At 68.5% G+C, this 25,631-nt stretch carries 25 protein-coding genes and 1 riboswitch; of the genes, 8 read left to right on the plus strand and 17 right to left on the minus strand.

Going from position 1 to position 25,631, the window contains the following annotated elements; genetic code table 11:
• Positions 1-6: 6 nt before the first annotated feature.
• The gene (locus ABT063_RS10095) at positions 7-1,293 is read right to left on the minus strand and encodes an extracellular solute-binding protein (RefSeq protein WP_351056743.1); all 1,287 of its coding nucleotides are present in this window, start codon (positions 1,291-1,293) and stop codon (positions 7-9) included.
• Positions 1,294-1,683: 390 nt separating this feature from the next.
• Between ABT063_RS10095 and ABT063_RS10100 the strand changes: the two genes are divergently transcribed.
• The 6 genes from ABT063_RS10100 (at position 1,684) to ABT063_RS10120 (ending at position 8,592) form a co-directional block, all read left to right on the plus strand.
• Positions 1,684-2,448 (plus strand): GntR family transcriptional regulator, encoded by a 765-nt coding sequence (locus ABT063_RS10100; RefSeq protein ID WP_351056744.1) that lies wholly within the window; start codon positions 1,684-1,686, stop codon positions 2,446-2,448.
• Between the two features lie 206 nt (positions 2,449-2,654).
• Entirely contained in the window at positions 2,655-2,783 is a 129-nt protein-coding gene (locus tag ABT063_RS52170) for a YbdD/YjiX family protein (RefSeq protein ID WP_502990791.1), read from the plus strand.
• Between the two features lie 117 nt (positions 2,784-2,900).
• Complete coding sequence (locus ABT063_RS10105; RefSeq protein ID WP_351056745.1) at positions 2,901-3,164, plus strand: DUF3311 domain-containing protein; 264 nt, start codon at positions 2,901-2,903, stop codon at positions 3,162-3,164.
• A complete protein-coding gene (mctP, locus tag ABT063_RS10110) occupies positions 3,161-4,789 on the plus strand; it encodes a monocarboxylate uptake permease MctP (RefSeq protein WP_351056746.1) in 1,629 nt (542 codons plus the stop codon). Before ABT063_RS10105 ends, mctP begins: the two co-directional genes overlap by 4 nt.
• Positions 4,790-4,959: 170 nt before the next feature.
• Positions 4,960-5,088, plus strand: a riboswitch (cobalamin riboswitch).
• Between the two features lie 124 nt (positions 5,089-5,212).
• Positions 5,213-7,579 carry a ribonucleoside-diphosphate reductase subunit alpha gene (locus tag ABT063_RS10115; RefSeq protein ID WP_351056747.1) on the plus strand — a complete coding sequence of 789 codons (2,367 nt, stop codon included), beginning with the start codon at positions 5,213-5,215 and terminating at the stop codon, positions 7,577-7,579.
• Complete coding sequence (locus ABT063_RS10120) at positions 7,579-8,592, plus strand: ribonucleotide-diphosphate reductase subunit beta (protein WP_351056749.1); 1,014 nt, start codon at positions 7,579-7,581, stop codon at positions 8,590-8,592. The genes ABT063_RS10115 and ABT063_RS10120 overlap by 1 nt, the downstream gene beginning before the upstream one ends.
• Here ABT063_RS10120 and ABT063_RS10125 read toward each other — a convergent pair.
• Complete coding sequence (locus ABT063_RS10125) at positions 8,505-8,747, minus strand: hypothetical protein (protein WP_351056750.1); 243 nt, start codon at positions 8,745-8,747, stop codon at positions 8,505-8,507. The genes ABT063_RS10120 and ABT063_RS10125 overlap by 88 nt on opposite strands.
• A 92-nt stretch (positions 8,748-8,839) precedes the next feature.
• On the opposite strand from ABT063_RS10125, the gene ABT063_RS10130 reads away from it, so the two are divergent.
• The gene (locus ABT063_RS10130) at positions 8,840-9,817 is read left to right on the plus strand and encodes a GlxA family transcriptional regulator (protein WP_351056751.1); all 978 of its coding nucleotides are present in this window, start codon (positions 8,840-8,842) and stop codon (positions 9,815-9,817) included.
• Between the two features lie 3 nt (positions 9,818-9,820).
• Here ABT063_RS10130 and ABT063_RS10135 read toward each other — a convergent pair whose 3' ends face one another.
• The 15 genes from ABT063_RS10135 to ABT063_RS10205 form a co-directional block, all read right to left on the minus strand.
• Positions 9,821-11,188: a bifunctional albaflavenone monooxygenase/terpene synthase gene (locus tag ABT063_RS10135; RefSeq protein ID WP_351056752.1), complete on the minus strand. Its 1,368-nt coding sequence runs from the start codon at positions 11,186-11,188 to the stop codon at positions 9,821-9,823.
• Positions 11,185-12,270, minus strand: a complete 1,086-nt coding sequence (gene cyc1 / locus ABT063_RS10140; RefSeq protein ID WP_351056753.1) for an epi-isozizaene synthase — start codon at positions 12,268-12,270, stop codon at positions 11,185-11,187. Before cyc1 ends, ABT063_RS10135 begins: the two co-directional genes overlap by 4 nt.
• Positions 12,271-12,558: 288 nt before the next feature.
• Complete coding sequence (def, locus tag ABT063_RS10145; protein ID WP_351056754.1) at positions 12,559-13,209, minus strand: peptide deformylase; 651 nt, start codon at positions 13,207-13,209, stop codon at positions 12,559-12,561.
• Positions 13,210-13,281: 72 nt separating this feature from the next.
• Positions 13,282-14,262 carry a tetratricopeptide repeat protein gene (locus ABT063_RS10150; protein WP_067439317.1) on the minus strand — a complete coding sequence of 327 codons (981 nt, stop codon included), beginning with the start codon at positions 14,260-14,262 and terminating at the stop codon, positions 13,282-13,284.
• Positions 14,263-14,366: 104 nt separating this feature from the next.
• Entirely contained in the window at positions 14,367-15,614 is a 1,248-nt protein-coding gene (locus ABT063_RS10155) for an HD-GYP domain-containing protein (RefSeq protein WP_351056755.1), read from the minus strand.
• Positions 15,611-16,939, minus strand: coding sequence for an HD-GYP domain-containing protein (locus ABT063_RS10160; protein ID WP_351056756.1), 1,329 nt, complete (start codon positions 16,937-16,939; stop codon positions 15,611-15,613). The genes ABT063_RS10155 and ABT063_RS10160 overlap by 4 nt, the downstream gene beginning before the upstream one ends.
• 104 nt (positions 16,940-17,043) lie before the next feature.
• Complete coding sequence (gene rsrA / locus ABT063_RS10165; RefSeq protein ID WP_351056757.1) at positions 17,044-17,355, minus strand: mycothiol system anti-sigma-R factor; 312 nt, start codon at positions 17,353-17,355, stop codon at positions 17,044-17,046.
• Positions 17,352-18,032, minus strand: a complete 681-nt coding sequence (gene sigR, locus ABT063_RS10170) for an RNA polymerase sigma factor SigR (RefSeq protein ID WP_351056759.1) — start codon at positions 18,030-18,032, stop codon at positions 17,352-17,354. Before sigR ends, rsrA begins: the two co-directional genes overlap by 4 nt.
• A gap of 258 nt (positions 18,033-18,290) precedes the next feature.
• Positions 18,291-18,917 (minus strand): alpha/beta hydrolase family protein, encoded by a 627-nt coding sequence (locus ABT063_RS10175; RefSeq protein ID WP_351057039.1) that lies wholly within the window; start codon positions 18,915-18,917, stop codon positions 18,291-18,293.
• A 13-nt stretch (positions 18,918-18,930) separates the two neighbouring features.
• Complete coding sequence (locus ABT063_RS10180) at positions 18,931-19,746, minus strand: SOS response-associated peptidase (RefSeq protein WP_351056760.1); 816 nt, start codon at positions 19,744-19,746, stop codon at positions 18,931-18,933.
• 56 nt (positions 19,747-19,802) lie between these two features.
• The gene (locus tag ABT063_RS10185) at positions 19,803-20,771 is read right to left on the minus strand and encodes a tyrosine-type recombinase/integrase (protein WP_351057040.1); all 969 of its coding nucleotides are present in this window, start codon (positions 20,769-20,771) and stop codon (positions 19,803-19,805) included.
• A 214-nt stretch (positions 20,772-20,985) separates the two neighbouring features.
• Positions 20,986-21,168 (minus strand): helix-turn-helix domain-containing protein, encoded by a 183-nt coding sequence (locus ABT063_RS10190; protein WP_351056761.1) that lies wholly within the window; start codon positions 21,166-21,168, stop codon positions 20,986-20,988.
• A 1,223-nt stretch (positions 21,169-22,391) separates the two neighbouring features.
• The gene (locus ABT063_RS10195) at positions 22,392-22,877 is read right to left on the minus strand and encodes a gamma-glutamylcyclotransferase family protein (RefSeq protein ID WP_351056762.1); all 486 of its coding nucleotides are present in this window, start codon (positions 22,875-22,877) and stop codon (positions 22,392-22,394) included.
• A 14-nt stretch (positions 22,878-22,891) separates the two neighbouring features.
• Positions 22,892-23,446 carry a GNAT family N-acetyltransferase gene (locus ABT063_RS10200; RefSeq protein ID WP_351056763.1) on the minus strand — a complete coding sequence of 185 codons (555 nt, stop codon included), beginning with the start codon at positions 23,444-23,446 and terminating at the stop codon, positions 22,892-22,894.
• 16 nt (positions 23,447-23,462) lie between these two features.
• A complete protein-coding gene (locus tag ABT063_RS10205; protein ID WP_351056765.1) occupies positions 23,463-24,785 on the minus strand; it encodes an NsdA family TPR-like regulatory protein in 1,323 nt (440 codons plus the stop codon).
• 191 nt (positions 24,786-24,976) lie between these two features.
• On the opposite strand from ABT063_RS10205, the gene ABT063_RS10210 reads away from it, so the two are divergent.
• On the plus strand, positions 24,977-25,621 hold the full coding sequence (locus ABT063_RS10210) for a hypothetical protein (protein WP_351056766.1): 645 nt from the start codon (positions 24,977-24,979) through the stop codon (positions 25,619-25,621).
• The last annotated feature ends 10 nt before the right edge of the window (positions 25,622-25,631 follow it).

Raw genomic sequence — 25,631 nt, forward strand, 5'->3', positions numbered from 1 at the left:
CGGTGGTCACTTGGTGTTGATGACCTTGTCGATCGCGGCGTCCGCTTCCTTCGCGGCGGCCTCGACCGACTTCTTGCCGGTGCCGATGTTCTGCAGCATGGTCTGCAGGACCTGGGCCTTCTCGACCTGGCCCCAGCCCGGTGCCATCGGGACGAACCAGTTGGACTCGGCCGCGGTGGCCGGGACCGCCGTCTCCGGGTCGCTCTTCAGCGTGGCGAGGTCGGTCTTGTTGTTGGGCAGGTTGCCCTTGGCGATCAGGCCCTTCTGGCCGGAGGGGCCGGTGAACGCGTTGATCCACTCGGCGGCGACGGCCTGCGCGTCGGACTTCACCGGCACGGCGAGGTCGCTGCCGCCGAGGAAGACGGGGAGGTTCTTGCCGGACGGGCCGGGCATCACGAAGTTCTCGACGTTGCCCTTGAGCTTGCCGGTCTTGTCGTTCTCCGGGGCGGCCGCGGTCGCGCCCTCCCATGCGGGGGCGAAGATCATGCCGGACTTGCCCTGGCCGTAGACGATGTAACGGTCGGACTCGTCCTTGGTCTTGTCGCCGTGCATGTAGGTGTCGACGACGTTCTGGAACTCCTTCAGGCCCTTGATCGACTCGGGCGAGGAGAGGTTGGCCTTCCACTCGCCGCCCGACTCGACGGCGATCGAGCCGCCGGCGTCGTAGACGAAGGACATGGCCGCGTACCAGTCACGGGTGGGCTGGTACCAGGCGCTGAACTTGTCGCCCTGCTTCTTCTGGACCTTGTCCAGGGCGGCGGTCAGCTCGTCGTACGTCTTCGGGGCGGACTTGACGCCCACCGAGGCGAACACGTCCTTGCGCCAGTTGGCGACGCGACCGCCGGCGTAGTAGGGGACGCCGTAGGTCTTGCCGTCATAGGTCACCGAGGCCTTGAGGCCGTCCAGCCAGGCGGAGGAGTTGTCGAACTTCGCCGGGTCGAGGGGAGCGAAGGCGCCCTTGACCATGTAGCTCAGCATCTCGGTGTTGCCCATCTCGACCACGTCGGGGGCCTTGTCGGTGGCGAGGACGGCGTCCAGCTTGGCGTTCTTGTCCGGCCAGCCGTAGTACTCGTGGTTGATCTTGATGCCGGGGTGCGCCTTCTGCACCGCGGCGTCGGCCGCCTTCACCAGCTGCGGCCAGTTGTTCTGCGCGTCGACGGTGAGCCAGACGGTCAGCTCCTTGACGTCCGCCCCGCTGTTGTCCGAACCCCCGCTGCCACCGTCGCCCCCGCACGCCGCGATGGAGACCATCATGCCCGCGATACCGATCGCGACTGTCAGCTTGCGCTTCACGCCATCCTCCTCAGGGATGCCACCAACCCCCCTGCCTCCCTGCGGCTGACCTGGGTCTGCCCTCGGGGCCGGGACTGGACCAATGGTGTAGACCAGTAGGGGGAGCCTGGACCAGACCAATAAGCCTGTCAAGGGTGTTCTCGTGCGCTTTGGCCGTCCGTTACGGGACCGCGATATGCAGGAACCCTTCATTACGAAGCCCGACAGATCGGGCAGACCACTTGACGGCAGCATGGACCGCCGGTGGACTAGACCAGAAGGAAGTCCTGACGGTATACAGAGGAGATCACGGAGCGTGCGGGAGACATCCCGGTACGCTGCCGTGCCACGATGTGAGCCGTGGCCGATGGGATGTCGGCCGCTTCGGCACCCGAAGCCGGGAAGGCAGAGATGAGCACCGACGTCAGCAGTGCGGAGAACGAGGGTGGAGCGAGTGTCCGTACCGCGCGCGTGCCCAAGTACTACCGCCTGAAGAAGCACCTGCTCGACATGACGGAGACGCAGTCGCCGGGTACGCCGGTGCCGCCCGAGCGCACGCTCGCCGCCGAGTTCGACACCTCGCGCACCACCGTGCGCCAGGCCCTTCAGGAGCTGGTGGTCGAGGGCCGCCTGGAGCGCATCCAGGGCAAGGGCACGTTCGTCGCCAAGCCGAAGGTCTCGCAGGCGCTCCAACTCACCTCGTACACCGAGGACATGCGCGCCCAGGGCCTCGAACCCACCTCGCAGCTGCTGGACATCGGCTACATCACCGCCGACGACCGGCTGGCCGAGCTGCTCGACATCACGCCCGGCGGGCGGGTGCTGCGCATCGAGCGGCTGCGGATGGCGAACGGCGAGCCGATGGCCATCGAGACGACCCACCTGAGCGCGAAGCGCTTCCCGGCGCTGCGCCGGTCACTGGTCAAGTACACATCCCTCTACACGGCGTTGGCCGAGGTGTACGACGTCCATCTCGCCGAGGCGGAGGAGACCATCGAGACCTCGCTGGCCACCCCGCGCGAGGCCGGCCTGCTCGGCACCGACGTGGGCCTGCCGATGCTGATGCTGTCCCGGCACTCGCTGGACCGGGAGGGTCAGCCGGTGGAGTGGGTGCGGTCCGTCTATCGGGGGGACCGCTACAAGTTCGTGGCGCGGCTGAAGCGGCCTGCGGAATAGAGCTGGGCCGAGTGCGGGATGGCTGGGGGTCCGGGGGTTGTCCCCCGGGGTGATGCGGCGTGGCCCGGCTCAATCGTCCGCAGGAGTAAGGGCCTTCTCAGTACTGCACGCGGTGTAGCGCAACTGCTCTTCCTGCTCTACGGTCCTCCCGTCGCCGCATGGACGGGAGGACCTCCCAGTGCGTACCGCGAACGTCCGAACTTCGGGTGCTTAGGGGCGTGCGCTGGTACGTGCGGGAGCTGACCGACGAGTCGGCGTACGACCGCCATGTCGCCCACGTGCGCAGTACGGACCGGCAGGAGGCGGACCCGCGCCAGGGGTTCCGCTGCTGCTGAGGACCGACACGGAACCGACACATACCGATATGCGGACGAGGGGTTCCGCATCTGCGACACCGTGACCTAGATTGCCTGCGCTTACACAGGTGATCAGTGAGGGGACGGAGCCGCCCGATGTCGAACGAGCCGGAAGTGAGCGGAACGGTGGTGACCCCCGCGAGGGTCGTCATCGCCGTCTGCCTCGTCGCGCCCTTCGTGGCGATGCTGTGGGTGGGGTCGTACACCAAGACGGACCCGGCCTTCATCGGCATCCCGTTCTTCTACTGGTACCAGATGGCCTGGGTGCTGATCTCCACGGCGCTCACGATGATCGCGTACAAGCTGTGGCAGCGTGACCAGCGCGCCCGCTCCTCCCAGAAGGGCGGTGCGTCGCAGTGAACGACGGCGTGAACGGCGTCGCACTCGCCGTCTTCATCTTCTTCTTCCTGGCCGTCACGGTCATGGGCTTCCTGGCCGCCCGCTGGCGCAAGGCAGAGAACGAGCACAGCCTCGACGAATGGGGCCTCGGCGGCCGCTCGTTCGGCACCTGGGTCACCTGGTTCCTGCTCGGCGGCGACCTGTACACGGCGTACACCTTCGTCGCCGTACCGGCGGCGATCTACGCGGCGGGCGCGGCCGGTTTCTTCGCCGTGCCGTACACCATCCTGGTCTACCCGCTGATCTTCACCTTCCTGCCCCGCCTGTGGTCGGTCTCGCACAAGCACGGCTACGTCACGACCTCGGACTTCGTGCGCGGCCGGTGGGGCTCCAAGAGTCTGTCCCTCGCCGTGGCCCTCACCGGCATCCTCGCGACCATGCCGTACATCGCGCTCCAGCTGGTCGGCATCCAGGCCGTGCTGGACGTGATGGGCGTCGGCGGTGGCGAGAACACCAACTGGTTCATCAAGGACCTGCCGCTGCTGATCGCCTTCGGCGTGCTGGCCGCGTACACGTACTCGTCGGGTCTGCGGGCCCCCGCGCTGATCGCGTTCGTGAAGGACACGCTGATCTACATCGTCATCGCGGTGGCGATCATCTACATCCCGATCAAGCTGGGCGGGTTCGACGACATCTTCGCCAAGGCGAGTGAGGCGTACAGTCAGACCAACCCGGCGACGGGCGCCCCGCGCGGTGCGCTGGTCCCGGCGGAGGCCGGCCAGTGGACGTACGCCACGCTGGCGTTGGGCTCCGCGCTGGCGCTGTTCATGTACCCGCACTCGATCACGGCGACGCTGTCCTCGCGCAGCCGTGAGGTGATCCGCCGCAACACCACCATTCTGCCGCTGTACTCGCTGATGCTGGGCCTGCTGGCGCTGCTGGGCTTCATGGCGATCGCGGCCGGAGTCAAGGTCAGCAACGGGCAGTTGGCGATCCCGCAGCTGTTCGAGGACATGTTCCCGAGCTGGTTCGCGGGCGTGGCCTTCGCAGCGATCGGCATCGGCGCGCTGGTGCCGGCGGCGATCATGTCGATCGCGGCCGCGAACCTCTTCACCCGCAACATCTACAAGGACTTCATCAAGCCGGACGCCACGCCGGCGCAGGAGACCAAGGTCTCCAAGCTGGTCTCGCTCCTGGTGAAGGTGGGCGCGCTGGCCTTCGTCCTGACGATGGACAAGACGGTCGCGATCAACTTCCAGCTGCTGGGCGGCATTTGGATCCTGCAGACCTTCCCGGCGCTGGTCGGCGGCCTGTTCACCCGCTGGTTCCACCGCTGGGCGCTGCTCGCGGGCTGGGCGGTCGGCATGGTCTACGGCACGGTCGCCGCGTACGGCGTCGCCTCGCCGACGCAGAAGCACTTCGGCGGCTCGTCGAAGGAGATCCCCGGCATCGGCGAGATCGGCTACATCGGTCTGACGGCGTTCGTGCTGAACGTGGTCGTCACCGTCGTCCTGACCTTCGTCCTGAAGGCGCTGAAGGCCCCGGAGGGCGTCGACGAGACCAAGCCGTCGGACTACACGGCCGACGCGGGCGACCCGGGCGTCCAGGTGGAGCTGCCGCCGGCCACGGCGGGCGCCACGCACTGAGCCGTACGCGAGAACGACGGGCCGCCGGATCGAATCCGGCGGCCCGTCGCCGTTCCCGGCCATGCGCCGCAAGGGCACTCGGCACCTCACTCTCCTCACCTACGAGTTGACGCTCCGAAACCACCGCGACACAACATATGGGGGTGCTGTCCTCACGCGGCACAAGATGTATGCTCATGCTCGCTGTCGCCGCAGGGGAATCCGGTGCGAATCCGGAACTGTCCCGCAACGGTGTACCCATGCCCGTATATGCGCGTATGGGCGTCAGTCCGAGGACCTGCCGACAGCACGCCCGGCCGTCCGGTCCGGGTGTTCTGACGTCCGGGCCTCGTGGAATGGGTCGGTGGACGCGACGCCGCGTGCGCTCGTGTGCTGCCCCCTGCCCTCCACCAGGCCCCCGTGCCGAGCGAGGGAGAGCCCCACGTGACCATCGCGCCAGCCGAACCGGTTTCAGCAGCCCTGGAGACCGACGGTCCCGGAACCGCGTTGCTGCGGATCCTGACCGAGCTGACCGCCGACCTGCCCGACGCCGACCCCGGCCGGGTCGCCGCAGCCGCGCTGCGCGGCCGGTCCGCGCGGGCCGACGAGACGGAGTTGCGCGAGCTGGCCACCGAGGCGGCCGCCGGCCTGATCTCCGAGGACCCGGTCTACTCGCGGCTGGCCGCCCGCCTGTTGACGATCGGCATCGCCGCCGAAGCCGCCTCGCAGGGCGTCACGTCCTTCACCGGGTCCGTCGCCGTGGGGCACCGGGAGGGGCTCATCGCCGACCGTACGGCCGAGTTCGTACGGGTCCACGCCGAGCGCCTCGACGCGCTGATCGACACGGACGCCGACGACCGCCTCGGCTACTTCGGCCTGCGCACCCTGCACAGCCGCTATCTGCTCCGGCACCCGATCACCCGCAAGGTGATCGAGACGCCGCAGCACTTCATGCTGCGCGTCGCCGCGGGGCTGGCGGAGGACGACACGAGCAGGTCCGTCGACGAAGTCGCCGCGCTCTACCGGCTCATGAGCCGCCTCGACTACCTGCCCTCCTCCCCCACCCTCTTCAACTCCGGTACCCGGCACCCCCAGATGTCGTCCTGCTACCTCCTGGACTCCCCCAAGGACGAGCTGGACTCCATCTACGACCGCTACCACCAGGTGGCCCGCCTCTCGAAGCACGCCGGCGGCATCGGCATCGCCTACTCCCGCATCCGCTCCCGCGGTTCGCTGATCCGCGGCACGAACGGGCACTCCAACGGCATCGTCCCGTTCCTGAAGACCCTCGACGCCTCGGTCGCCGCGGTGAACCAGGGCGGCCGGCGCAAGGGCGCGGCGGCGGTCTATCTGGAGACCTGGCACTCCGACATCGAGGAGTTCCTGGAGCTGCGCGACAACACCGGTGAGGACGCCCGCCGTACGCACAACCTGAACCTCGCGCACTGGGTCCCGGACGAGTTCATGCGCCGGGTCGACGCCGACGGGCAGTGGTCGCTGTTCTCGCCGTCCGACGTGCCGGAGCTGGTCGACCTGTGGGGCGAGGAGTTCGACGCGGCGTACCGGTCGGCCGAGAAGAGGGGGCTGGCGAAGAAGACCATCCCCGCCCGTGACCTCTACGGCCGCATGATGCGCACCCTCGCGCAGACCGGCAACGGCTGGATGACCTTCAAGGACGCCGCCAACCGCACCGCCAACCAGACGGCCGAGCCGGGCCACGTGGTCCACTCCTCCAACCTCTGCACGGAGATCCTGGAGGTCACGGACGACGGGGAGACGGCGGTCTGCAACCTGGGGTCGGTGAACCTGGGCGCGTTCGTCTCCGGCGGCGACATCGACTGGGAGCGGCTGGACGAGACGGTCCGTACCGCCGTCACCTTCCTCGACCGGGTCGTCGACATCAACTTCTACCCGACCGAGCAGGCGGGCCGCTCCAACTCCCGCTGGCGCCCGGTCGGCCTCGGCGCGATGGGTCTGCAGGACGTCTTCTTCCAGTTGCGCCTGCCCTTCGACTCGCCGGAGGCCAAGCGGCTCTCCACGCGGATCGCCGAGCGCATCATGCTGGCCGCGTACGAGGCCTCCGCCGACCTCGCCGAGCGCAACGGCCCGCTGCCGGCCTGGGAGAAGACCCGTGCGGCCCGGGGTGTCCTCCACCCCGACCACTACGACACGGAGTTGACCTGGCCGGAGCGCTGGGCGGCCCTGCGCGAGCGGATCGCCTCCGTCGGCATGCGCAACTCGCTGCTGCTGGCGATCGCGCCCACCGCCACCATCGCCTCGATCGCGGGCGTGTACGAGTGCATCGAGCCGCAGGTGTCCAACCTGTTCAAGCGCGAGACGCTGTCCGGCGAGTTCCTCCAGGTCAACTCGTACCTGGTGAAGGAACTGAAGGAGCTGGGCGTCTGGGACGCGCGCACCCGTGAGGCGCTGCGCGAGGCGAACGGCTCGGTGCAGGAATTCGCCTGGATCCCCGAGGACGTACGGGCCCTGTACCGCACCGCGTGGGAGATCCCGCAGCGCGGCCTGATCGACATGGCGGCGGCCCGGACCCCGTTCCTGGACCAGTCCCAGTCGCTGAACCTCTTCCTGGAGACGCCCACCATCGGCAAGCTCTCCTCGATGTACGCGTACGCCTGGAAGTCGGGCCTGAAGACGACGTACTACCTGCGCTCGCGCCCGGCGACCCGCATCGCCCGCGCCGCCCGAGCCCAGGCGCAGTCCGAGAAGACCATCCCCGTACAGCAGCCGGCGCCCGACGAGGCCGTCGCCTGCTCCCTGGAAAACCCCGAGTCCTGCGAGGCCTGCCAGTAATGACCACCCGTAACACGAACCTGCTCGACCCGGGCTTCGAACTGACTCTCCGTCCCATGCGCTACCCCGACTTCTACGAGCGCTACCGGGACGCCATCAAGAACACCTGGACCGTGGAGGAGGTAGACCTCCACTCGGATGTGTCGGATCTCGCGAAACTGTCACAAGGTGAGCAGCACCTCATCGGCCGCCTGGTCGCCTTCTTCGCGACGGGCGACTCGATCGTCGCGAACAACCTGGTGCTGACGCTGTACAAGCACATCAACTCCCCCGAGGCCCGCCTGTACCTGAGCAGGCAGCTCTTCGAGGAGGCCGTCCACGTCCAGTTCTACCTGACGCTCCTGGACACCTACCTGCCCGACCCGGAGGACAGGGCCGCGGCCTTCGACGCCGTCGAGAACATCCCCTCCATCCGCGAGAAGGCCGAGTTCTGCTTCAAGTGGATCAACGAGGTCGAGAAGCTGGACCGCCTCGAGACGAAGGCGGACCGCCGCCGCTTCCTGCTCAACCTCGTCTGCTTCGCCGCGTGCATCGAGGGCCTGTTCTTCTACGGCGCCTTCGCCTACGTCTACTGGTTCCGCAGCCGGGGTCTGCTGCACGGCCTGGCGACCGGCACCAACTGGGTGTTCCGCGACGAGACGATGCACATGAGCTTCGCGTTCGACGTCGTGGACACCGTCCGCAAGGAGGAGCCGGAGCTGTTCGACGACCAGCTTCAGCAGCAGGTCACCGACATGCTGAGGGAGGCCGTCGAGGCCGAGCTGCAGTTCGCGCGCGACCTGTGCGGTGACGGCCTCCCGGGCATGAACACCGACTCGATGCGGCAGTACCTGGAGTGCGTGGCCGACCAGCGCCTGACGCGCCTCGGCTTCGCTCCGGTGTACGGCTCCGAGAACCCCTTCTCCTTCATGGAGCTCCAGGGCGTTCAGGAGCTGACCAACTTCTTCGAGCGGCGTCCGTCGGCGTACCAGGTCGCGGTGGAGGGCACCGTGGACCTGGACGAGGACTTCTGAATCTCGTAGGCCTCGCGGGCTTCCTGGGCCTCCCTGATCTGACGGTCGATGCGCCGGTCGTGCAGGATGCCGATCACTGACGGGAGGACCAGGAGGACGAGGATCCCGAGGACGGTGAGCATTCCGATCAGGCCTTGTGTCTGTGCGGTGGTCATGACACCACTGTCACGCCGAATACTCCTTACCGACAGTGGCAGGACTGCCGTGGACCCTCGATTTACTGCCAGATCCGAGGCAGACTGGCGGCATGTTGCAGAACGTGGCGGCCGTCCTTCTCAACGGCGTGCATCCCTTCGAACTCGGCGTCGTCTGCGAGGTCTTCGGCATCGACCGCAGTGACGAGGGCCTGCCGGTGTACGACTTCGCGGTCGTCTCGGCGGAGGGACCCTCGCTCGGCACGCACGTCGGCGGCCTCACCGTCTCCACGCCGTACGGCCTGGACCGGCTGGACGAGGCCGATCTGATCGCCGTGCCGGCCGGGAGCGACTACGTCACCCGGGAGTATCCGCCGGAGCTGCTCGACGCCCTGGTCCGGGCCGTGGACCGGGGCGCCCGGGTGATCAGCGTCTGCTCCGGCGTGTTCGCGCTCGGTGCCGCCGGGCTGCTCGACGGGCGGCGGTGCAGTGTGCACTGGCGGCAGGCGGAGGAGCTGGCCCGTCGCTATCCACAGGCGATCATCGAGCCGGACGTGCTGTACGTCGACGAGGACCCGGTGATCACCTCGGCCGGCACCGCCGCCGGCATCGACGCCTGTCTGCACATCGTGCGCAAGGAACAGGGGCCGGAGGTCGCCAACAAGATCGCCCGGCGGATGGTGGTGCCGCCGCACCGGGACGGCGGGCAGGCCCAGTACATCGAGCGCCCGCTGCCGCGGTCCCAGTGCGACACGGTCGGCGAGGTGCTGGTGTGGATGGAGCAGCACCTCGACGAGGAGATCACCGTCGAGCAGCTCGCCGACCTCGCGCACATGTCCCCGCGCACCTTCGCCCGCCGCTTCCAGCAGGAGACGGGAACGACTCCCTACCGCTGGATCCTGCGCCAACGTGTGCTGCTGGCCCAGCGGTTGCTGGAGGCGACGGACGAGACGGTGGACGCGATCGCCGGTCGAACGGGGTTCGGGAACGCGGCCGCGCTGCGCCACCAGTTCGTCCGGGCGGTGGGGACCACCCCGAACGCCTACCGGCGGACGTTCAGAGGACCCGAAGCCGGATCGGACGCGGCCTGACCGTCACCTGGGCACCGCCTTCAGCAGCAGCCGCTTCGGTCGCAGCGTGATCCCCACCAGGGGCGACTCGTCGGCCTCCGGCAGCCGTTCGAAGCGCCACTTCTGGATCACGGTCGCCAGGAGGATGCCGAGCCCGGCCACCGAGAAGTGGTCGGCCGGGCATTTCCGGTTGCCCGCGCTGAAGGGGCTCATCGCGTACTTCGGCACGTCCTTGGAGCGCTCCGGAAGCCAGCGGTCCGGGTCGAAGTCGAGGTGGTGGTCGTAGGACCGCGGATCGCGCTGGAGGGCGAGCGGGCTGTAGACGATGTCCGCACCGGCCGGAATGCGATACCCGCCGAGTTCGTTCTCGGTCGTGGCCCGCCGCGTCAGAATCCATACGGCGGGTCGGATGCGCAGCGCCTCCCAGACGACGTTGTTCGTATGCGTGAGCTTCCTGAGGTCGGCGAATGTGACCGGGCCGTCACCCACGACCGATCGCACCTCTTCGCTCATCCGGTCCGCCTGTTCCGGATGTTCGGCCAGCAATTGCAAGATCCACATCAACTGGGACCCCACGGTTTCGCTGCCCGGGGTGAGAATCGCTATGACCTGGTCGTGGACCTCCTGTTCGTTGACCGGTTCACCATTTTCGTCCTTTGCCTCCAGCAGGGCCGTCAGCAAATCGTCGGGCTTCTCGGCGGCGGCCCGGCGTTCGGCGATGACCTCGTCGGCCAGCCTGTGCAATTCGGCCAGTGCCCGGTCGAATTCCCGGTGGGACGGCAGCGGCAGCCGGTAGAACGGTCCGAAGGAGAGGATCATGCGCCGGTACATGCCGCCGAACACCGTGGCGAGGGCGGTGCTCAGCCGCTCGGCCAGATCGTCGTTGTTCTCGATCTGCAGGAAGCACCGGGCCGTCATGCGCACGCCCACGCGGAACGCCTCGCCGGTGACGTCGACCGTGTCCCCCGGCCGCCAGCGCGCGGCGAAGGCGAGCGACTCCTCGACCATGACGCGCTCGTACTCGTGGATGACGTCCTTGCGGAACGAGGGCTGGATCGTCTGCCGCTGACGCCGGTGCAGCGCACCGTTGCTGGTCGCCACCCCCTTGCCCAGCAGCACGTCCAGGGTGTCCCACAGCGGCCCGCCGACCTCGTACGCCGGGCTGGTCAGCAGGGCGCCGCAGAGGTCCGGCGCGGTGACGGCGTACACCGTCTTCGGGCCCAGCCGCAGCCGGACCAGGTCGCCGTCGTCGCGCAGCCGGGCCAGGAAGCCCAGCGGGTCGCGGAAGAGCTTCCAGCCGTGGCCGAGGCCCGGCACACCTCCGCCCGCGAGGGGCGGTTCACGCAGTTCCGGAGCCGGGGAGGCCTCGGGTTTCACAGACTCGACGGTCATTTCTCACCTGCCGCTTCGTTGTTGACGTACGGGGGCGTGGACCGGTCGTCCCAGCTGTCGACCATGTACCGGCCGGACTCGTGGTGGAACCAGTAGACCGTACTGAACCAGTTCCGCATATTGCAGACGCAGGCGCGCACGGCGGCGCCGAGTTCCTTTCCGCGGACTGTGCCGTCCTCGAGTTCGTCGGCGAAACGCAAGGCGTCCCGTTCGGCGGCGAGGAATTCCTCTATGCATTGCTCGATGCGCCGCCGGACCTCCGCGACCGCCTCTTCCAGCGTCAGCCCCTGGTGTTTGATGAGGCTGATTCCGAGATTGTGCACCTCGTCGCCCGCGATTTCCTTGGGGAGCGAACACAGATCGTTGTACCAGGCCGCGAATTCCTGGCTCAGCAGCGCCGCCCGCCGATATGCCGGGTGTTTCCGGACGTCATCGGGGAGTTCACAGCCCGCGCTCGGCTCCAGCAGATCGGTCCAGATCCAGTGCGCGAAGGTGAGGCGGCGCAGGGCGAGGTATTCCTCGACCGTCGGGACGATTCCCTCGGTCCGGTTGCGGAATTCCCGGTCATATGCCTCGATCACCTCGTGGAAGTGGCGGGCGAACCGGGCGTTCCACGTCTGCGGCAGGAACGAGTACAGCCGCACCATGCTGTCGGCGAACGCGGCGACCAGGGGATCCTCGTGGTGCAGATGGTTCCGGGGCGAGTCGAGGGCCGCGTGCAACCGGAACCTGAGCCGCCGCCAGGCGGCCGGGCGGCCGTGCACGATGTCGCGGTCGTGGCGGTCGTCCCAGACGAAGAACCACGCGCTGTAGTCCGCGATCGCCTGGAGGACGTTGTCGGGGGCGCCGATGTAGTACCCCGCCATGAGGTCGGTGTAGCACAGGCCGTCGGCATATTCCTCCACCTTGTCCGCCGGCATGAGCCGTTTTTCCAGCAGCCAGGTGCGTGTCTTCTCCTGGAGCCTCGGCCAATACGGGTGCAGTTGCCTGGGAAACGCTGTTTCGATCACCGGGAGGGAGAGCGATGGCGGGACCGGTACCGCCGTCGGTGTCGATGTGGTGCTGTGTGGGAAAGCATGCACGAAACAAACCCCTCTCAGCCGCCAGTTACCGCACGCCTCCCGCTGTGCCGGGCGTGCGCCGTTGCGTATCCCCGCACTTCCATTCAGCACTACAACTGACCGATCTGGGAACGTATTTGCTCCATTCACTACCCCACAGTGCCGAGACCTCCCCCTTGCGCGACCGATTCTCGATCATCCGGCGAGCGGAAGCGATCGAACGTGCGACGGACAGACGAACGGCGTCTGTTCCGGAAGGGACTCCGGAACAGACGCCGTACGGAAGGAAGTCAGGAGGCTACGGGGACCTCAGTCGTTGGCGACGACGGGGTAGCGAGGCTCGTTCTCGGCCATCTGCCGCAGCGCGTCCTTGCGTTCGCGCTTGGAGAGCCGGTCGATGTAGAGGTAGCCGTACAGGTGATCGGTCTCGTGCTGCAAACACCGAGCGAAGTAGCCGGTGCCGCGCACCTTGATCGGGTTGCCCTTCTCGTCCTGACCGGTCACCTCGGCGTAGTCCGGGCGGGCGAGCGGCGCGTACGCCGTCGGCACGGACAGGCAGCCCTCGTTGTTGTCGTCCAGCCGGCGCTTCTCGGCGGGCAGGTCGACGAGCCTCGGGTTGCAGACGACGCCCACGTGCCGCCGGCCCTCGTCGTCCTGGCAGTCGTAGACGAAGACCTTCAGGTCGACGCCGATCTGGTTGGCGGCCAGGCCCACGCCCTCGGCGGTGCGCTGCGAGGCGAACATGTCCGCGACCAGCTGGTCGAGCTCCGCGCCGAACTCGGTGACGTCCTTGCACTCCTTGTGCAGTACCGGGTTCCCGACGACCGTGATGGGCCGCGAGGTGCCGCGCTCGCGCCAGCCGTTCTCACGCTCCTCGCAGTCCTCGGTGTCGATGACGAAGCCCTCGTCGTCCACGGGGAGCACGCCCGCGTGCTGCTGATCGGTGTCCTGCTGCGCCATGACCGACGTATGCCTTCCTCAAAAACGGGGGGTGTGATGCTGATACAGGGTACGGCGATCTGCGCGTGCCCCTCAGCAGACCTCTTCCAGGTCCCGCCAATCCCGGGAATCCGGACTGTCCGCGACCCACCCGTCCAACAACCCCCGAACCAGCGAAGCCGGCGCGGCCACTCCGCACTCCCGCTCCGGCACCCACAACTGCCCGTCGGTCCGATGCCCCAGCGGCCCGGGGTGCCCGGGCTCACTGTGATCATGTGGGTCGAGATGCTCACCGTCGCCCTCATCGGACGGCATCCGGGACTCCGAGCACATCCGGCACAACAGCCGCACGGACGACGACCAGTCCTCCGCGGCGAACCCGGCGTCGGCCGCGAGCTGCTCCAGGGCGTCCCGGTCCGCCTCGGTGGCGGCCTCCAGCAGGACCACCCAGGTCGGCACGGGAGAAGGCGCCCACAGCTCGATCTCGTCGAACACCGGATAGGCGTGCCCGGCGGCCGTGGTCCGCTCCCCGTGCGGCACCCCGTCGTGCAGCACGACCTCACCCCAGCGCCGCCCGGAGGACGGCAGGGGGATCGAGAGCACCTCTATCCGGGCGGGGTCGAGCCGCCGCCCCCACACCACCTCGGCCTCCCCCTCCGGGGACAGCCGTACGGCCGCGCTGCCGAGGTCCATGCCCACAGGTTCACCCGAAGCGGTGGCCCCGCCCGGCACCCGCAGCCCGTAGGCCTGCCAGGCCCGCCGCGCCAGCGGCCAGTCCTGCAGCGCGGTGGCCGCGATGCCCACGTTCCACCAGTCGGGCGCACCGGTCTCCCGGTCGAGCAGCGCCACGGCGCGCAGGCCCGCCGCCCGCGCCTGCTCCCAGTCGTGCCGGAACTTGTGCAGCAGGGCGAGGTTGAACCAGGACTCCGAAAGCCAGGGCTCCAGATCGGCGGCCCGCGTCAGCAGCGCGCCCGCGTCCTCGTACCGGCCGTCGCCGATCAGGGTGAACGCGCGGTCTGTGGCCTGCCGCCAAGAGGCGGAGGGCCGATGCCGTCCCTTGCCGAAGATCCTCACGATTCCCGCCTGCCAGTTCCGTGGAGTGGGCTGGCTGTGCCCCCGGACACCCTCTTTCTCGCATCCAACCACGTACGGCTGGAAGGGCGCTCATTACCCATGGGTTACCCAGCCGCGGGCAGGGTCAGACAGTCTCTTGCCAGCACCCGGGCCAGCGCCTCCACGACCTCGGGGGCGTACTCGCCGCCCGTCGCCAGGCGCAGCTCCTCCAGCGCCTTCAGGGGCCCGCCGGGACCGGCGTCCCGCGCCTTCTCCTCGTACGCGTTCACCGCCCGTACGATCCGCGCGGCGACCGGCTGCTCCCCGCAGGGGTCGGCCTGCCGCTCCACGACCACGGCGACCGCCGCGTCGACCCCGGTCTGCCGGACGACGGCCCCGCCGAGCAGGGCGATGCGCCGCTGCTCGGCGTCGGGGAGTCCGGCGGTGGCCCCCGCCGGCACGGGATCGACGAGGCTCAGCTGCCCGATGTCGTGCATCAGCGCCGCGTACTCCAGCACGGTGAGCTCCGGCTCGGTGAGCCCCAGGTCCCGCCCCACGGCCTGACTGAGTGCGGCCACGCGCCGGGCGTGCCCGGCCGGGGTGTATCCGGCGACCTCCGTGGCCCGGGCGAGGGAGGCGATGGTCTGCCGGTAGGTGGCCCGCACGGCGGCGTACCGGCGGAAGGACACCTGGGTGAGCAGAAGGGGCAGGGAGAAGACGGGCAGCGCCCACAGCCCCACTACGGCGACCGCGAGCGCCATCACGGCCCCGGTCGCGCACACGGCGGACCCGATCCCCAGCAGCGCCCGCAGCTCGTCCCGCAGCAGCGGACCGAAGGGCCAGCGGGTACGGGAGTGCGCCAGCGCGGCGGCGAGCACGGCGTCGCACAGCGCGGTGAGGGCGAGCAGCGCGAGCAGCAGCAGGGCGTAGGCGTGGCCGCCCCATTCGCTGAACGTCCCCTGGTTGTACAAGGGTTGGAAGCACACGGCGGCGAACCCGACGGTGAGCAGGCGCCGGGCGAGGTGGTCGAGGGTCGGACCGGGCCCCCGCCCGATGTAGGGCACGCATCCGAGGAGGGAGGCGGCCAGGACGACGGTGACGACCTGGAGGGCGCCGTGGTGGGTGGACTGCCCGCCGTCCTCCCCCAACAGGGCGTACGACAGCGCCCCCGCCGCCCCGAGCGGCGCGGCCTCCCGGACGCGGGCGCCGGTCCACCGGCTGAGCTCACCGACGGTGATCAGGACGCCGAAGGCGAGGGCGATGCCGGGCTCTTCGAGGCCGGTCCAGAGGGTGGTGGCGAGGGAGAGGGCGGCGAGGAGACCGGCGCAGGCGTGGATGAGGCGGAGGATCACCTGAGGGCGCCGCGCCGTCATGGTGTGCTCCGGCCGACGCTGTCCGGGTGCTCTCCTGTCGGGCCGGCAACAGGTGGGAGTGGGCGGGCTGGGCGGACGTCGTCCGCCGTGACCGCCGGATGCCATCCGTGCCGGCTCAGCGCCCGCACCAACGCCCGCACCATCAACGGGTCGAACTGAGCGCCCGCACACCGCTCCAGCTCCGTCAGAGCGACGTCGACAGGACGCGCCCGGCTGTAGCACCGGTTGGACGTCATCGCGTCGAACGCGTCAGCGACAGCCACCACCCGCGCCGACTCCGGAATCTGGCTCCCCCGCAGCCCGTACGGATACCCGCTCCCGTCCAACCGCTCGTGATGATGCAGTACGGCCGCCCGCGCCTCCCCGAGAAAGCAGATGCCCCGCACCATCTCGTGCCCGTACTCGGGGTGCAGCTCGATCACCCGCCGCTCCTCGGGCGTCAACGGCCCGTCCTTGCGCAGCAACCGCGTGGGAACCCCCAGCTTCCCCACGTCGTGCAGGATCCCGGCGAACCGCAGCACCTCGACCCGCTCGTCGGACAGCCCCAGCTCGCGCGCGATCATCATCGACGCCTGCCCGACCCGCTCACTGTGCCCGCGCGTGTACCCGTCCTTGATGTCGACGGCCTGCACGAGCGCCCGGATCGTCGCCTGGTGGGCCCCGCGCTCCCGGTGGTACTGCGCGAAGGCCCACCACGACACACACATCGGCAGCAGTACGAGCAACGCGGCGACGGGCCCGTACGGACTCCGCCACAGCACAGCCATCATCAGCCCGGCGAGCCCGTGCACGGCGATCGGCGCCAGCGACCGCCGGAACAGCCCCCGCCAGGCCCGCCGTACCGGAACGCGATCCGCGAGGGCCCGGATCCCCCCGTCCAGCACGCTCAGCACCAGGCAGAAGGCCAGCACCGCCGCCCCGGCCGGCCCGAGCGCGTACGGCACCTCGCAGGCGCCGACGGCATCCCGCCCGCCCAGCGCCCCGTGCACCCGCGCCGCCACCCACACAGCGACGGAGAGCTGCGCAGCCCGCCAGAGCCTGCGCAGCCACCGCGGCCGCTGTTCGGCGGGGGACAGCAACGCGCCCGGCAGCGGCACCAGCGCGGCGGCGGACGGCGGCAGCAGAAAGGCCGCGGCGAGCAGCACAGGGTAAAAGGTTCCGGCGAACCGCCACCGGGCGGCGACCTGTTCGCAGCCGCAGTACAGCACGGCGAGCAGCAGCACCGCCCACCAGGGGGTTCGCACGGTCGGCAGCGGTAACACGCAGATCAGCGCGCCGACGACCACGCAGGAGACGTACGCACGTGCCCGTACCGGAACCTCCATCGTGCCCTCCCCCGGCCATGCCTGCTCCGGGTCCGGAGCCTAGGACGGCGACAGGGGGGCCTGCGGGTCGATGACCCGCGGATTAGCACGTTCGGGTGACGGGCTCAGGACTCCTGCGGAGTCGGCGGCGCCGCCGTCACATCGTGTTCGGGCACGGCCTGGCCGGAGCGGATCAGGTCGATCCGCCCCATGACCTTGGAACGCAGATCGCTGGGCACGTCGTCATGCCCGCAGCAGCGCTTGACGAGCTTCTTCACGGCCTGCTCCAGGCCGTACTTCTCCAGGCACGGCGAGCACTCCTGGAAGTGCTGCTTGAACTTGTCGCGATCGACGTCCGGCATCTCACTGTCGAGGAACTCGTACAGATGATCGAGTACCTCACTGCAGTCCGTCTCGTGCGGCTCTCCGCAGCTCATGAGCCCGAGCCTTTCGCTTCGTTCGAATCTCCGGCGCCGGCCGGGACCAGCCCGCGCTCACGGGCGTAGTCCTCGAGCATGCCGCGCAGTTGACGGCGGCCCCGGTGCAGCCGGGACATCACCGTACCGATGGGTGTCCCCATGATGTCCGCGATCTCCTTGTACGCAAAGCCCTCTACATCCGCGAGGTAGACGGCGATGCGGAATTCCTCGGGGATCGCCTGAAGTGCTTCCTTCACGTCCGAGTCGGGCAGGTGGTCGAGCGCCTGCGACTCCGCGGAGCGCAGACCCGTCGACATGTGCGACTCGGCACGCGCCAGCTGCCAGTCCTCGATCTCCTCGGCCGCGGAGCGCTGGGGTTCACGCTGCTTCTTGCGGTACGAGTTGATGAAGGTGTTGGTGAGGATCCGGTACAGCCACGCCTTGAGGTTGGTGCCCTCGCGGAACTGGTGGAAGGACGCGTACGCCTTGGCGTACGTCTCCTGCACCAGGTCCTCGGCGTCGGCCGGGTTGCGCGTCATGCGCAGCGCGGCCGAGTACATCTGGTCGAGGAATTCCAGCGCGTCCCGCTCGAAGCGCGCGCTGCGCTCGGCGGTCGACTCGCTGTTGCCCGGGCCCTCGGGCGGCTCCGCCTGACCGTGTTCGGTCCCTGCGTCGGTCCCAGTGACCGGACCCACCTCCTCCAGTGTCTGGGCAGGACCGAGACCGGTCCCACCAGAATCGGAGGATAGACGACGATCCGGTCCGCCCGCCGCCCGAATAGGGGCGGTCTTCGCCGCATGCAGCACCGTCCAGTCCAACTCTGTACGGCTGCCACGGCTCGGGCAGAAGGTCGAACCCATGCGGCGGACTTCCTCTCCAACGACGTCTGTGCCGGTGCTCTCAGCACTTCTGTCCGCCACAACAGAGGCCCGCCCCGCATCATTCCCGAGCCGTCACACCAGTGACCCGGCCCACCTCACCACCCCGTCGGTGATGATCGTCACGGCCTGCTCCTGGCTGATGTCCGCCCGCTTCGGCACGGCGAAGCCATGATCGCCGTACGGCACCTCGACCAGTTCGTACGACCCCTCGGGGAACTCCTCCGGCCTCCCCCACGGGTCGTTGCCGCCCTGGACGACGAGGGTGGGCACCCCGGCCCCGAGCAGTTCCTCGGCGCGGGACTTCTCCGGCTTGCCCGGCGGGTGCAGCGGGAAGGCCAGGGCGAGGACCGCGTGCGCGCCGAGTTCGGCGGCCGTACGGCAGGCGACGCGGGCCCCGGCGCTGCGACCGCCGGAGATCACCGGCAGCCCCGGCTTGGCCAGCGCGGGCCAGATGCCCCGCCAGCCGACGTCCAGCGTCTTCGGCGCCGGCGCCATCTTCTTCCCGGCGACCCGCCAGGGCTGCTCCACCCGGGCGACGGTGACGCCGTGGGCGGGCAGGACGGCGGCGAGCGCCTGGAGGTCCCGTGCCTCGATGCCGCCGCCCGCGCCGTGGCTCACGGCCAGGACCAGCCGCGCCTTCCTGGCCTCGTGCCAGGTGATGCGGGCGGCACCGGCGTCCGTATCGATGATCTCGGTCACGTTCGCGTTCACGTCAGAAGAGTGTGCCCTCTTCGGGCCCCTCAAGCTCCTTGAGCAGCTCCGGTCCGTTGTTGCGGACGTTGCTCACCGCGGTCGTCACCGGGTACGCCCGCATCAGCCCCTCGGGCGGCGGCGCGAGCAACGTGCGCAGATCGTCGAGGTCCGTGCGGGACGGGTCGAGCCAAGCGTCCCAGCGGTCCGGCGTCAGCATCAGCGGCATCCGGGGGTGGATATCGGCCAGCGTGTGCGGCCCCTCGGCGGGCGCCACCCCGAGCGGGCTCTTCTCCGCCTCCGTGGTGATCACGGAGCACGTCACCCACCAGGCCTGCGGGTGGTCGTCGGGCAGCGTCTTGTCCCGCCAGAACTCGTACAGCCCGGCCATCGCGAACACCGACCCGTCGGCGGGAAGCACGAAGTACGGCTGCTTGCGCGGCCGCTTCTTCCTCCCCTCCACCTCCAGGTCCCGCTCCTGCTCGCCGGTGACCCACTCGTAGTAGCCGTCGGCGGGGATGATGCAGCGCCGGGTGGCGAAGGCACGGCGGTACGACGGCTTCTCGTGCACGGTCTCCGCCCGCGCGTTGATCATCCGGGCCGCGCTCTCCGGGGTCTTCGACCAGCTCGGCACCAGCCCCCACTTCAGCTTCCGCAGCTGTCGAACCGGTCGAGGGTCCTCCACGTCCTTGAGAGGACGGTCGAGGACGGCGTGAACCTCCTTGGTCGGAGCCACGTTGTAATCGGGTGCCAGGGTCTCCTCGGGCTCCCACTTCTCGATCTCAAAGACTCCTGCGAGATCCTCGGGCCCACGACTGGCTGCATACCGTCCGCACATCTCAAACAACCCCTCCGACCTGCGAAAACTTCAGACCATGCGGCGCGAGTCAGCACCTAGTCAGCACGGTGCTGGTTCAGCGCCTCATTCATCACCTCGACGGCCCGGCTGGTGGAGTCCGGGGTGAGGTGTCCGTACGTGTCCGCCGTCTCCTTGATGCTCGCGTGGCCGAGCCATCTGGATACATCCAACAGTGGCAGACCCCTGCTGAGTGCGGTCGTCGCGAACCAGTGGCGAAGATCATGGGGCGACCACTCGTAACCCAGGGTCTTGACCACCTTACGGAACTGAGTCGAGTAGTCCGAGGTCGTGACCAGGGTGCCCGTAATGTTCCGGAACAGGGACCCCGAGGGGCCCGTGCCGTGCCGGGCCACGTGCTCGCCCACGGCGTCGGACAGGTTCGCGGGTAGGGGGGTGTCCCGCCATTCGCCTTCTTCCCGGTGCTTCAGCGGGCCGAGCACGGCGCCCTTGACCCCCTTGACGCGGGTGACCTGCCTGCGCAGCCGTATGCGGTCGTCTAGGACGTCACCGACCCGGAGCCCGAGCATCTCCCCGGTGCGGAGCCCGCAGCCCGCCATGAGCCACACAGAGAGCGCCCACTCGCTTCGGAACTCGTCCGCGATGTCCTGCACCTGCCCTCCCGAGGGGAGGAGCGTCTCGTCCATCACTCGCCGCGGAATAGTCGGCAGCTTGGCGCCGACGAACGGGTGGCGTCCTATGTCGCCGTTGTGCAGCGCTGCGGTGAACACCGCCTTGAGGGGTGTTGTGTACGCCTGCACGGAGTGTGCCGACAGGCCGCCGTCCGTCATCTCCTTACCGAGCGCCTCTATATCGGAGGGCCGGATGGACGTCAGCAGCCGACTGCCCATAAACGGGAAGACGTGGAGCCGGAAGGCTCGCTCGTACGTGCCGTACGTGTTAGGGGCAAGGTGCTGACGTTCGAGCCACTCGGTCGCGTACACGCGGATCGGGACGGCGCCACGCTTCGGGTCGACGTACGTCCCCTCGCGCTTGGAGTTCTCCATGCTCACGCCGTGAGCGTCAGCCTCGCGGCGAGTGGGGAAGGACTTCTCACGCTGACGTCCGGAGCGACCGCCCGGCTCGCGGAATCTCACCGTCCAGGGGTGACCGCATCTCGTCTTCTCGCACGGATAGTTCTTATTCTTATCGTCGGTCTTGCACTTCTGGAAGACGGTGGCCAAGTGGCCTCCTTTCGGTCTTGGGCAATGAGCGACAAGCTCACCCGTAGTTGCGGTCTAGGTAGGTCACGACATCGCGCTCTCGGAAGCGCAGGAGGCGCCCGACTTTCTGAGGCTTGAGCCCCCAGGCGCGGTATTTGTTCTTGATGGTGATCTCGCTGACCTTGAGCCATGCGGCCACTTCCTCCGGGGTCAGCAGCCGGTTGCTCCCTCCGGCGGTCAAAGCGCCACCCGCCCGTTTTCCTCGGCGGAAACCTGAACAGGCAGGGAGTCGGCGAGCGAACCAGAGGGGACTGTCAACCGGGGACGAAAATGGGCAGGGGGTATCACGGATCGGCACACAGATGGAGTTCCTTGGGACGGAGCGCACAGAGCGACAGATCGGGATCGGCAACACCAAAGAGTCCACGCCAACCCGACGTAGATATCGCTGTCTTTCAGCGGCGCTGCCGATTTCAGGGAAGCCGCAGACGGGCCGCTCATTACCTCCTTGTGTATTGCGGCACTACCGGCTGCGTCCACAACGGCTTCACCGCCAAGCACAGCCGCCGCGAACTCCTCAATGGTCGTGACGATCGCCGGTTTGGCTAACCGGCGATCGTGGTCTATGTTGCGCGCCGCATCACGAACCCGACGTCTCCGCAAGCTCGCCGTCGGCGAGGGCCAGCCGATAGGAGCGCAGGACCTGAGGTACGCCATCCGTGGTGACCGCCAGCAGGCGCGCAGACACAGACGCAGAGCCCGGTGGATACAGCAAGGTAGTCACCAGCCGTCTGGCCGACCCAGGCGTTCAGTCCGCCGAGGGCAAAAAGTGCGGGTGATGTGAAGCGGGCGGATCGGATAGCGGATTCAGACAGATACGCCTCCCAAGTACGGACCATGCCAGCGCGGCAACCTCACGCGGTTGGGTCGCAGAGTTGTTCGTCACCCTGGCGAGTAGCCCCGCCGTCTGACCTGATGTTTTTCCGGGACGTTGTACGTTGACATAGTCCCGGCGGAGGTATCCAGTCTTTTGGAGTTCTTTCCCGTCTGCCGTGAGCGAATGTGTCCTTGCCAATGAAGTCAGCCGGGGGGGGAGCCCCCGACCTGCGACGACTAACTTCATTGGCAAGGCGGTCCCGTGCCGCCGAGCGGCTCCCGTCTGCTGCGACCTGCGACGACTGGATTGGATAGCAAGGAATGCCATGGGGCTGGGTTCGATGGCAGCGGATGGAATGCCACCGGTCAACGCCGAGGAATCGCTGATCTTGACCTTGATGAGACGAAGGGAACCATTCGCAGGCACCGTAAACCCGTCGCATACCTTCCTCAACCAACAAAACGGCGGCGGCCCCTGGTTCACACCAAGGGCCGCCCCCGGACAAGTCCTCGCGCTGCCGCAAGGACAGCGTTCAGTCGCCGCTCGTCATTCTCCTTTTCGTTGCGCTCGTACATACGCCGCCCGGTTCACTGGCCACCTTCGGCAGCCAATCCCGGAGCGATCCGTGCGCACCGAGCGGCGTACTCCTGGAGGTGCCGGGCCCTGAACTGCTCGGCGTCCCAATCCTCGTCGCGGACCTCGCCGTCCGGCCAGATGTACGCGAGCCCGCGCCCGCCGGAGGTCAGCGTCACCTCGCGCAGGTCGTAGCGGTCGTCCTCGAAAGCGTCGAGGATCGTCCACTCTCTCCGGCTGAGGTCGGTGAGCAGCACTCCGGGCGCCGCAGAGCTGGGCGCCGCCACAAGTCCCGGGTAGACGCGCCCCTCCAGGGACGCCGCGCGCCAGCCGGGTGCGCTGGCCGATACGCGCTGCGGTATCCGGCCGATCAGCGCTTCGAGGACGGCATCGAACTGGAGCGTCCCGTACGCGAACAGGAGCGCGGCATCCGGCGAGAGTCGGTCCCGGCGACCGGCAGTCGTCGGAACCGGGAAGGGCTGTGCGGTTGCGTTGTGCATGATCGTTCCGGTCATCACGAGCTGGGCAGGTACATGGCGTCGTAGGTCGGCGACTCGGGGGCATGCTTGATCTCCCCCATCACCGTGTACCCCCACCGAAGATAGGCGTCGTGCGCCGGCTGATTGTCGATGATGCAGGTCAGGGTGGTGGCGCTCTCCGCACGTCCCGAGATCACGGTGTCGTGGATCTTTCTGCCGAGTCCCTGGTTCTGGTACTCGGGGAGGACCATCAACTCTCGGAGCCAGAAGACCTGCCCCGCGTCCGCGAGCGTCTGGAGCTGGGCCGGCCTCCGATTGCCGAGCGAGGTCCACCATGGCTTGTCTGCGGACAGCGTGGCGCCGTGCACGTATCCGATGATCTGCCCGTCCCGGCGCGCGGTCACCGTCTCGAAGCCCTCGCTGCCGAAGGCAGCCTCCAGCCGCTCCCGGAAGGAGGCGACGGAGAAGAACGGGTCGCCGACGTACGGGGGCGTGTCGTACACCCGGGCGTACACCTCGACCAGCTCGTCGGTGATGGCCTTGACCGACGCCCCGTCGTACCGCAGGTACTCCGCATCCACTGGTTGCATCTCTCCTTTTGCTGAATCACGCGACGACTGCGCGGATCTCTTCAAGCAGGTCCCCTACCCCGCGGGCGCGGTGATGAGGGGCCAGTCCGTCGTGGACGATCTTCAGTTGCTGGACTGCCCGAGCGGAAGACATGCCCGCCGTCCGGATCAACCCGATGGCCTTCCTCGTGGCATCGACGCTGTGGTCGATGTCCCCTGCGCCGATGGCCGCGGTCGCGAGCCGGCCGAGGCACATGCCTCTGTTCCGCGAGTGCGCCACGTCCTGCAGCTTCTCCGACTGCGCCAGGAGCTTCTGGGCGCGAGCAGTCTGGCCGAGGTCGAGGCGGCACATCCCTTCCAGGCACACCAATTCGGCCTGGTTGAGGAACGTCGTCCAATCGGGGTCGCGGTCGTCCGTCCCGCGCTCCCATTCCTTCCAGGCCCTCTTGATCGCGGACTCGCAGTTGAAGCGGTCGCCAACCCGGGCGTGCCCCTGGGCCTCGCGGATCGCCAGGAGCGCCGTGACCCGCGTCGGTGCGCTCCACATCTCGGCGTGCGTCTGGGCGAGCCGGGCGAAGCGGATCGCTTCCCGTCCTTTGTTCAGGTCCACGGCTTGGCGGGCCATGTTGCTCAGGGTCCGGCTGGAGAGCACATCGTCGCCGGTCAACATCGCCGCGTTGAGGGCCTCGGAGAAGTACTGCCGGGCCTGCGTATGGAGTCCGGCGTCGTAAGAGAACCAGCCGAGGCTGGTGGTGAACTTCCCCGCGAGCGCGTGAAGCTGCTGGCCAAGCTGCTCGTCGTAGATACCGCGGTCGATCATGTGGTGCACCCAGAGCAGGTGAGCACGCGTCGGCCGCCAGAGCCGGTTGCCGCCGAACTGCTGGTCCTGTGCGTCCATGTCGTCCGCAGCCTCGCGGAGCAGCTCGACCTCGTCCTCGGCGATCTTCCAGTCTGCGGAGCTGGCCACATCGGTCGTCGTCTGAGCCAGCCACGGCGGCGGGTCCTGGTCACCTCGGGCGAAAAGCGGGACCGCGGCGGCCGACTGCTCGATGAGCGGGACCGGCGTCACGACGGGCACAGCGGAAGAGTCGGGAGGGTCTTCTCCGCCCGGGCGGAGCCCCAGCTCCTCAACTGACCGCTGGAAGTACAGCTCAAGGACCACCCGTGTATCCGGGTGCGGGTACGGGCGCGGCCTCGTCTCGCTCTCCCACTTCGACATCTGGCGGACGGTGAAGGTCGGGCGCTTCGAGACCCGTCCTTCGGCAGCCAGCCGTTCCGCCAAGGAGTTGAGTTCGTCAACCGCCTTCGACTGGGTCCGGTTGCGGCTCTCGCGTACCGCTCTCATCGGACTGCGGCTCACCGGATACCCCCCTTTACCGACTGGTGTCAGCTCACCGTAGCGGGCATCTCACGGGCCGCGTGAGGCGTCGTCAGCGAAAGCGCTGGTGAGACGGAAATCGGGGTCAAAAGGGCGGGTGAAGGGCGGGCGGGAGGCAACCAAGGTTCCGGCGAAAAGACCTGTTCACCGCCCCGGACCTTCCGATGCACTAGGTGACGACGGACGCACTGTGTGTGCTCAAGGATCAGATGTCGACCTGGGAGGGGCCCATGGAGACCTGCACCGTGACTGGCGAGCCCGAGCGCCTGTCCGCGTGGTTCGCCGCGGCCACCCCCTCGCCGGCGGAGTCCATGAGCGCCTGGCACCGTACGCCCGACTTCCCCCGGCGGCTGCCGACCGGCATCACCTTCGATGTCGTACTGGCGCACCGCACCCTCGTCGAGCTGGCGTACGACATCCTGCGCCGGTACGAACAGACCGTCGGGCCGGCTGTCCGCTTCACGAACCTGACCACGGCGGCCGTCCTCGTGCCGCCCGGCACCGCAGCCCGCTGGGGCAAGCTGGTCGCCGGGGCATCCTGGCTCGACCGGAGTGCCGTTCCGATGTGCCTCGGTGCCGGCCACGCGGTTCGTATCCCCGGGCTCACGCCATCGGCGCAGGGCGTACCGGTGGAGTGGCTGGAAGCACCCAACACCGAGTCGGCCATAGGTGACGCCCCTCTGCTCACCGCTCCGGTGCAACTGGTCCGCTGCCTTGCCGAAGCACGTTCCCTCCTCGCCCCCGACGACGAGCGGAGCCCTCTTAGCAGGGCGGTCTCCGCGGTCCGGGCGGTCCTCCGAGCCCCCCAGAGGACGTGATGACAACGAC

This window comes from Streptomyces sp. NPDC002838 (assembly GCF_040295365.1).
In the GTDB taxonomy this organism is placed as follows: domain Bacteria; phylum Actinomycetota; class Actinomycetes; order Streptomycetales; family Streptomycetaceae; genus Streptomyces.

Bases quoted from the DNA above. Each gene is read 5' to 3' on its own strand.
- ABT063_RS10100 (WP_351056744.1), top strand. From the start codon at position 1,684: ATGAGCACCGACGTCAGCAGTGCGGAGAACGAGGGTGGAGCGAGTGTC.
- ABT063_RS10195 (WP_351056762.1), bottom strand. From the start codon at position 22,877: ATGCACAACGCAACCGCACAGCCCTTCCCGGTTCCGACGACTGCCGGT.
- ABT063_RS10120 (WP_351056749.1), top strand. From the start codon at position 7,579: ATGACCACCCGTAACACGAACCTGCTCGACCCGGGCTTCGAACTGACT.
- ABT063_RS10155 (WP_351056755.1), bottom strand. From the start codon at position 15,614: ATGACGGCGCGGCGCCCTCAGGTGATCCTCCGCCTCATCCACGCCTGC.
- ABT063_RS10160 (WP_351056756.1), bottom strand. From the start codon at position 16,939: ATGGAGGTTCCGGTACGGGCACGTGCGTACGTCTCCTGCGTGGTCGTC.
- ABT063_RS10105 (WP_351056745.1), top strand. From the start codon at position 2,901: ATGTCGAACGAGCCGGAAGTGAGCGGAACGGTGGTGACCCCCGCGAGG.
- ABT063_RS10125 (WP_351056750.1), bottom strand. From the start codon at position 8,747: ATGACCACCGCACAGACACAAGGCCTGATCGGAATGCTCACCGTCCTC.
- ABT063_RS10180 (WP_351056760.1), bottom strand. From the start codon at position 19,746: ATGTGCGGACGGTATGCAGCCAGTCGTGGGCCCGAGGATCTCGCAGGA.
- ABT063_RS10185 (WP_351057040.1), bottom strand. From the start codon at position 20,771: ATGGAGAACTCCAAGCGCGAGGGGACGTACGTCGACCCGAAGCGTGGC.
- ABT063_RS10135 (WP_351056752.1), bottom strand. From the start codon at position 11,188: ATGACCGTCGAGTCTGTGAAACCCGAGGCCTCCCCGGCTCCGGAACTG.
- ABT063_RS10200 (WP_351056763.1), bottom strand. From the start codon at position 23,446: ATGCAACCAGTGGATGCGGAGTACCTGCGGTACGACGGGGCGTCGGTC.
- ABT063_RS10130 (WP_351056751.1), top strand. From the start codon at position 8,840: ATGTTGCAGAACGTGGCGGCCGTCCTTCTCAACGGCGTGCATCCCTTC.
- rsrA (WP_351056757.1), bottom strand. From the start codon at position 17,355: ATGAGCTGCGGAGAGCCGCACGAGACGGACTGCAGTGAGGTACTCGAT.
- def (WP_351056754.1), bottom strand. From the start codon at position 13,209: ATGGCGCAGCAGGACACCGATCAGCAGCACGCGGGCGTGCTCCCCGTG.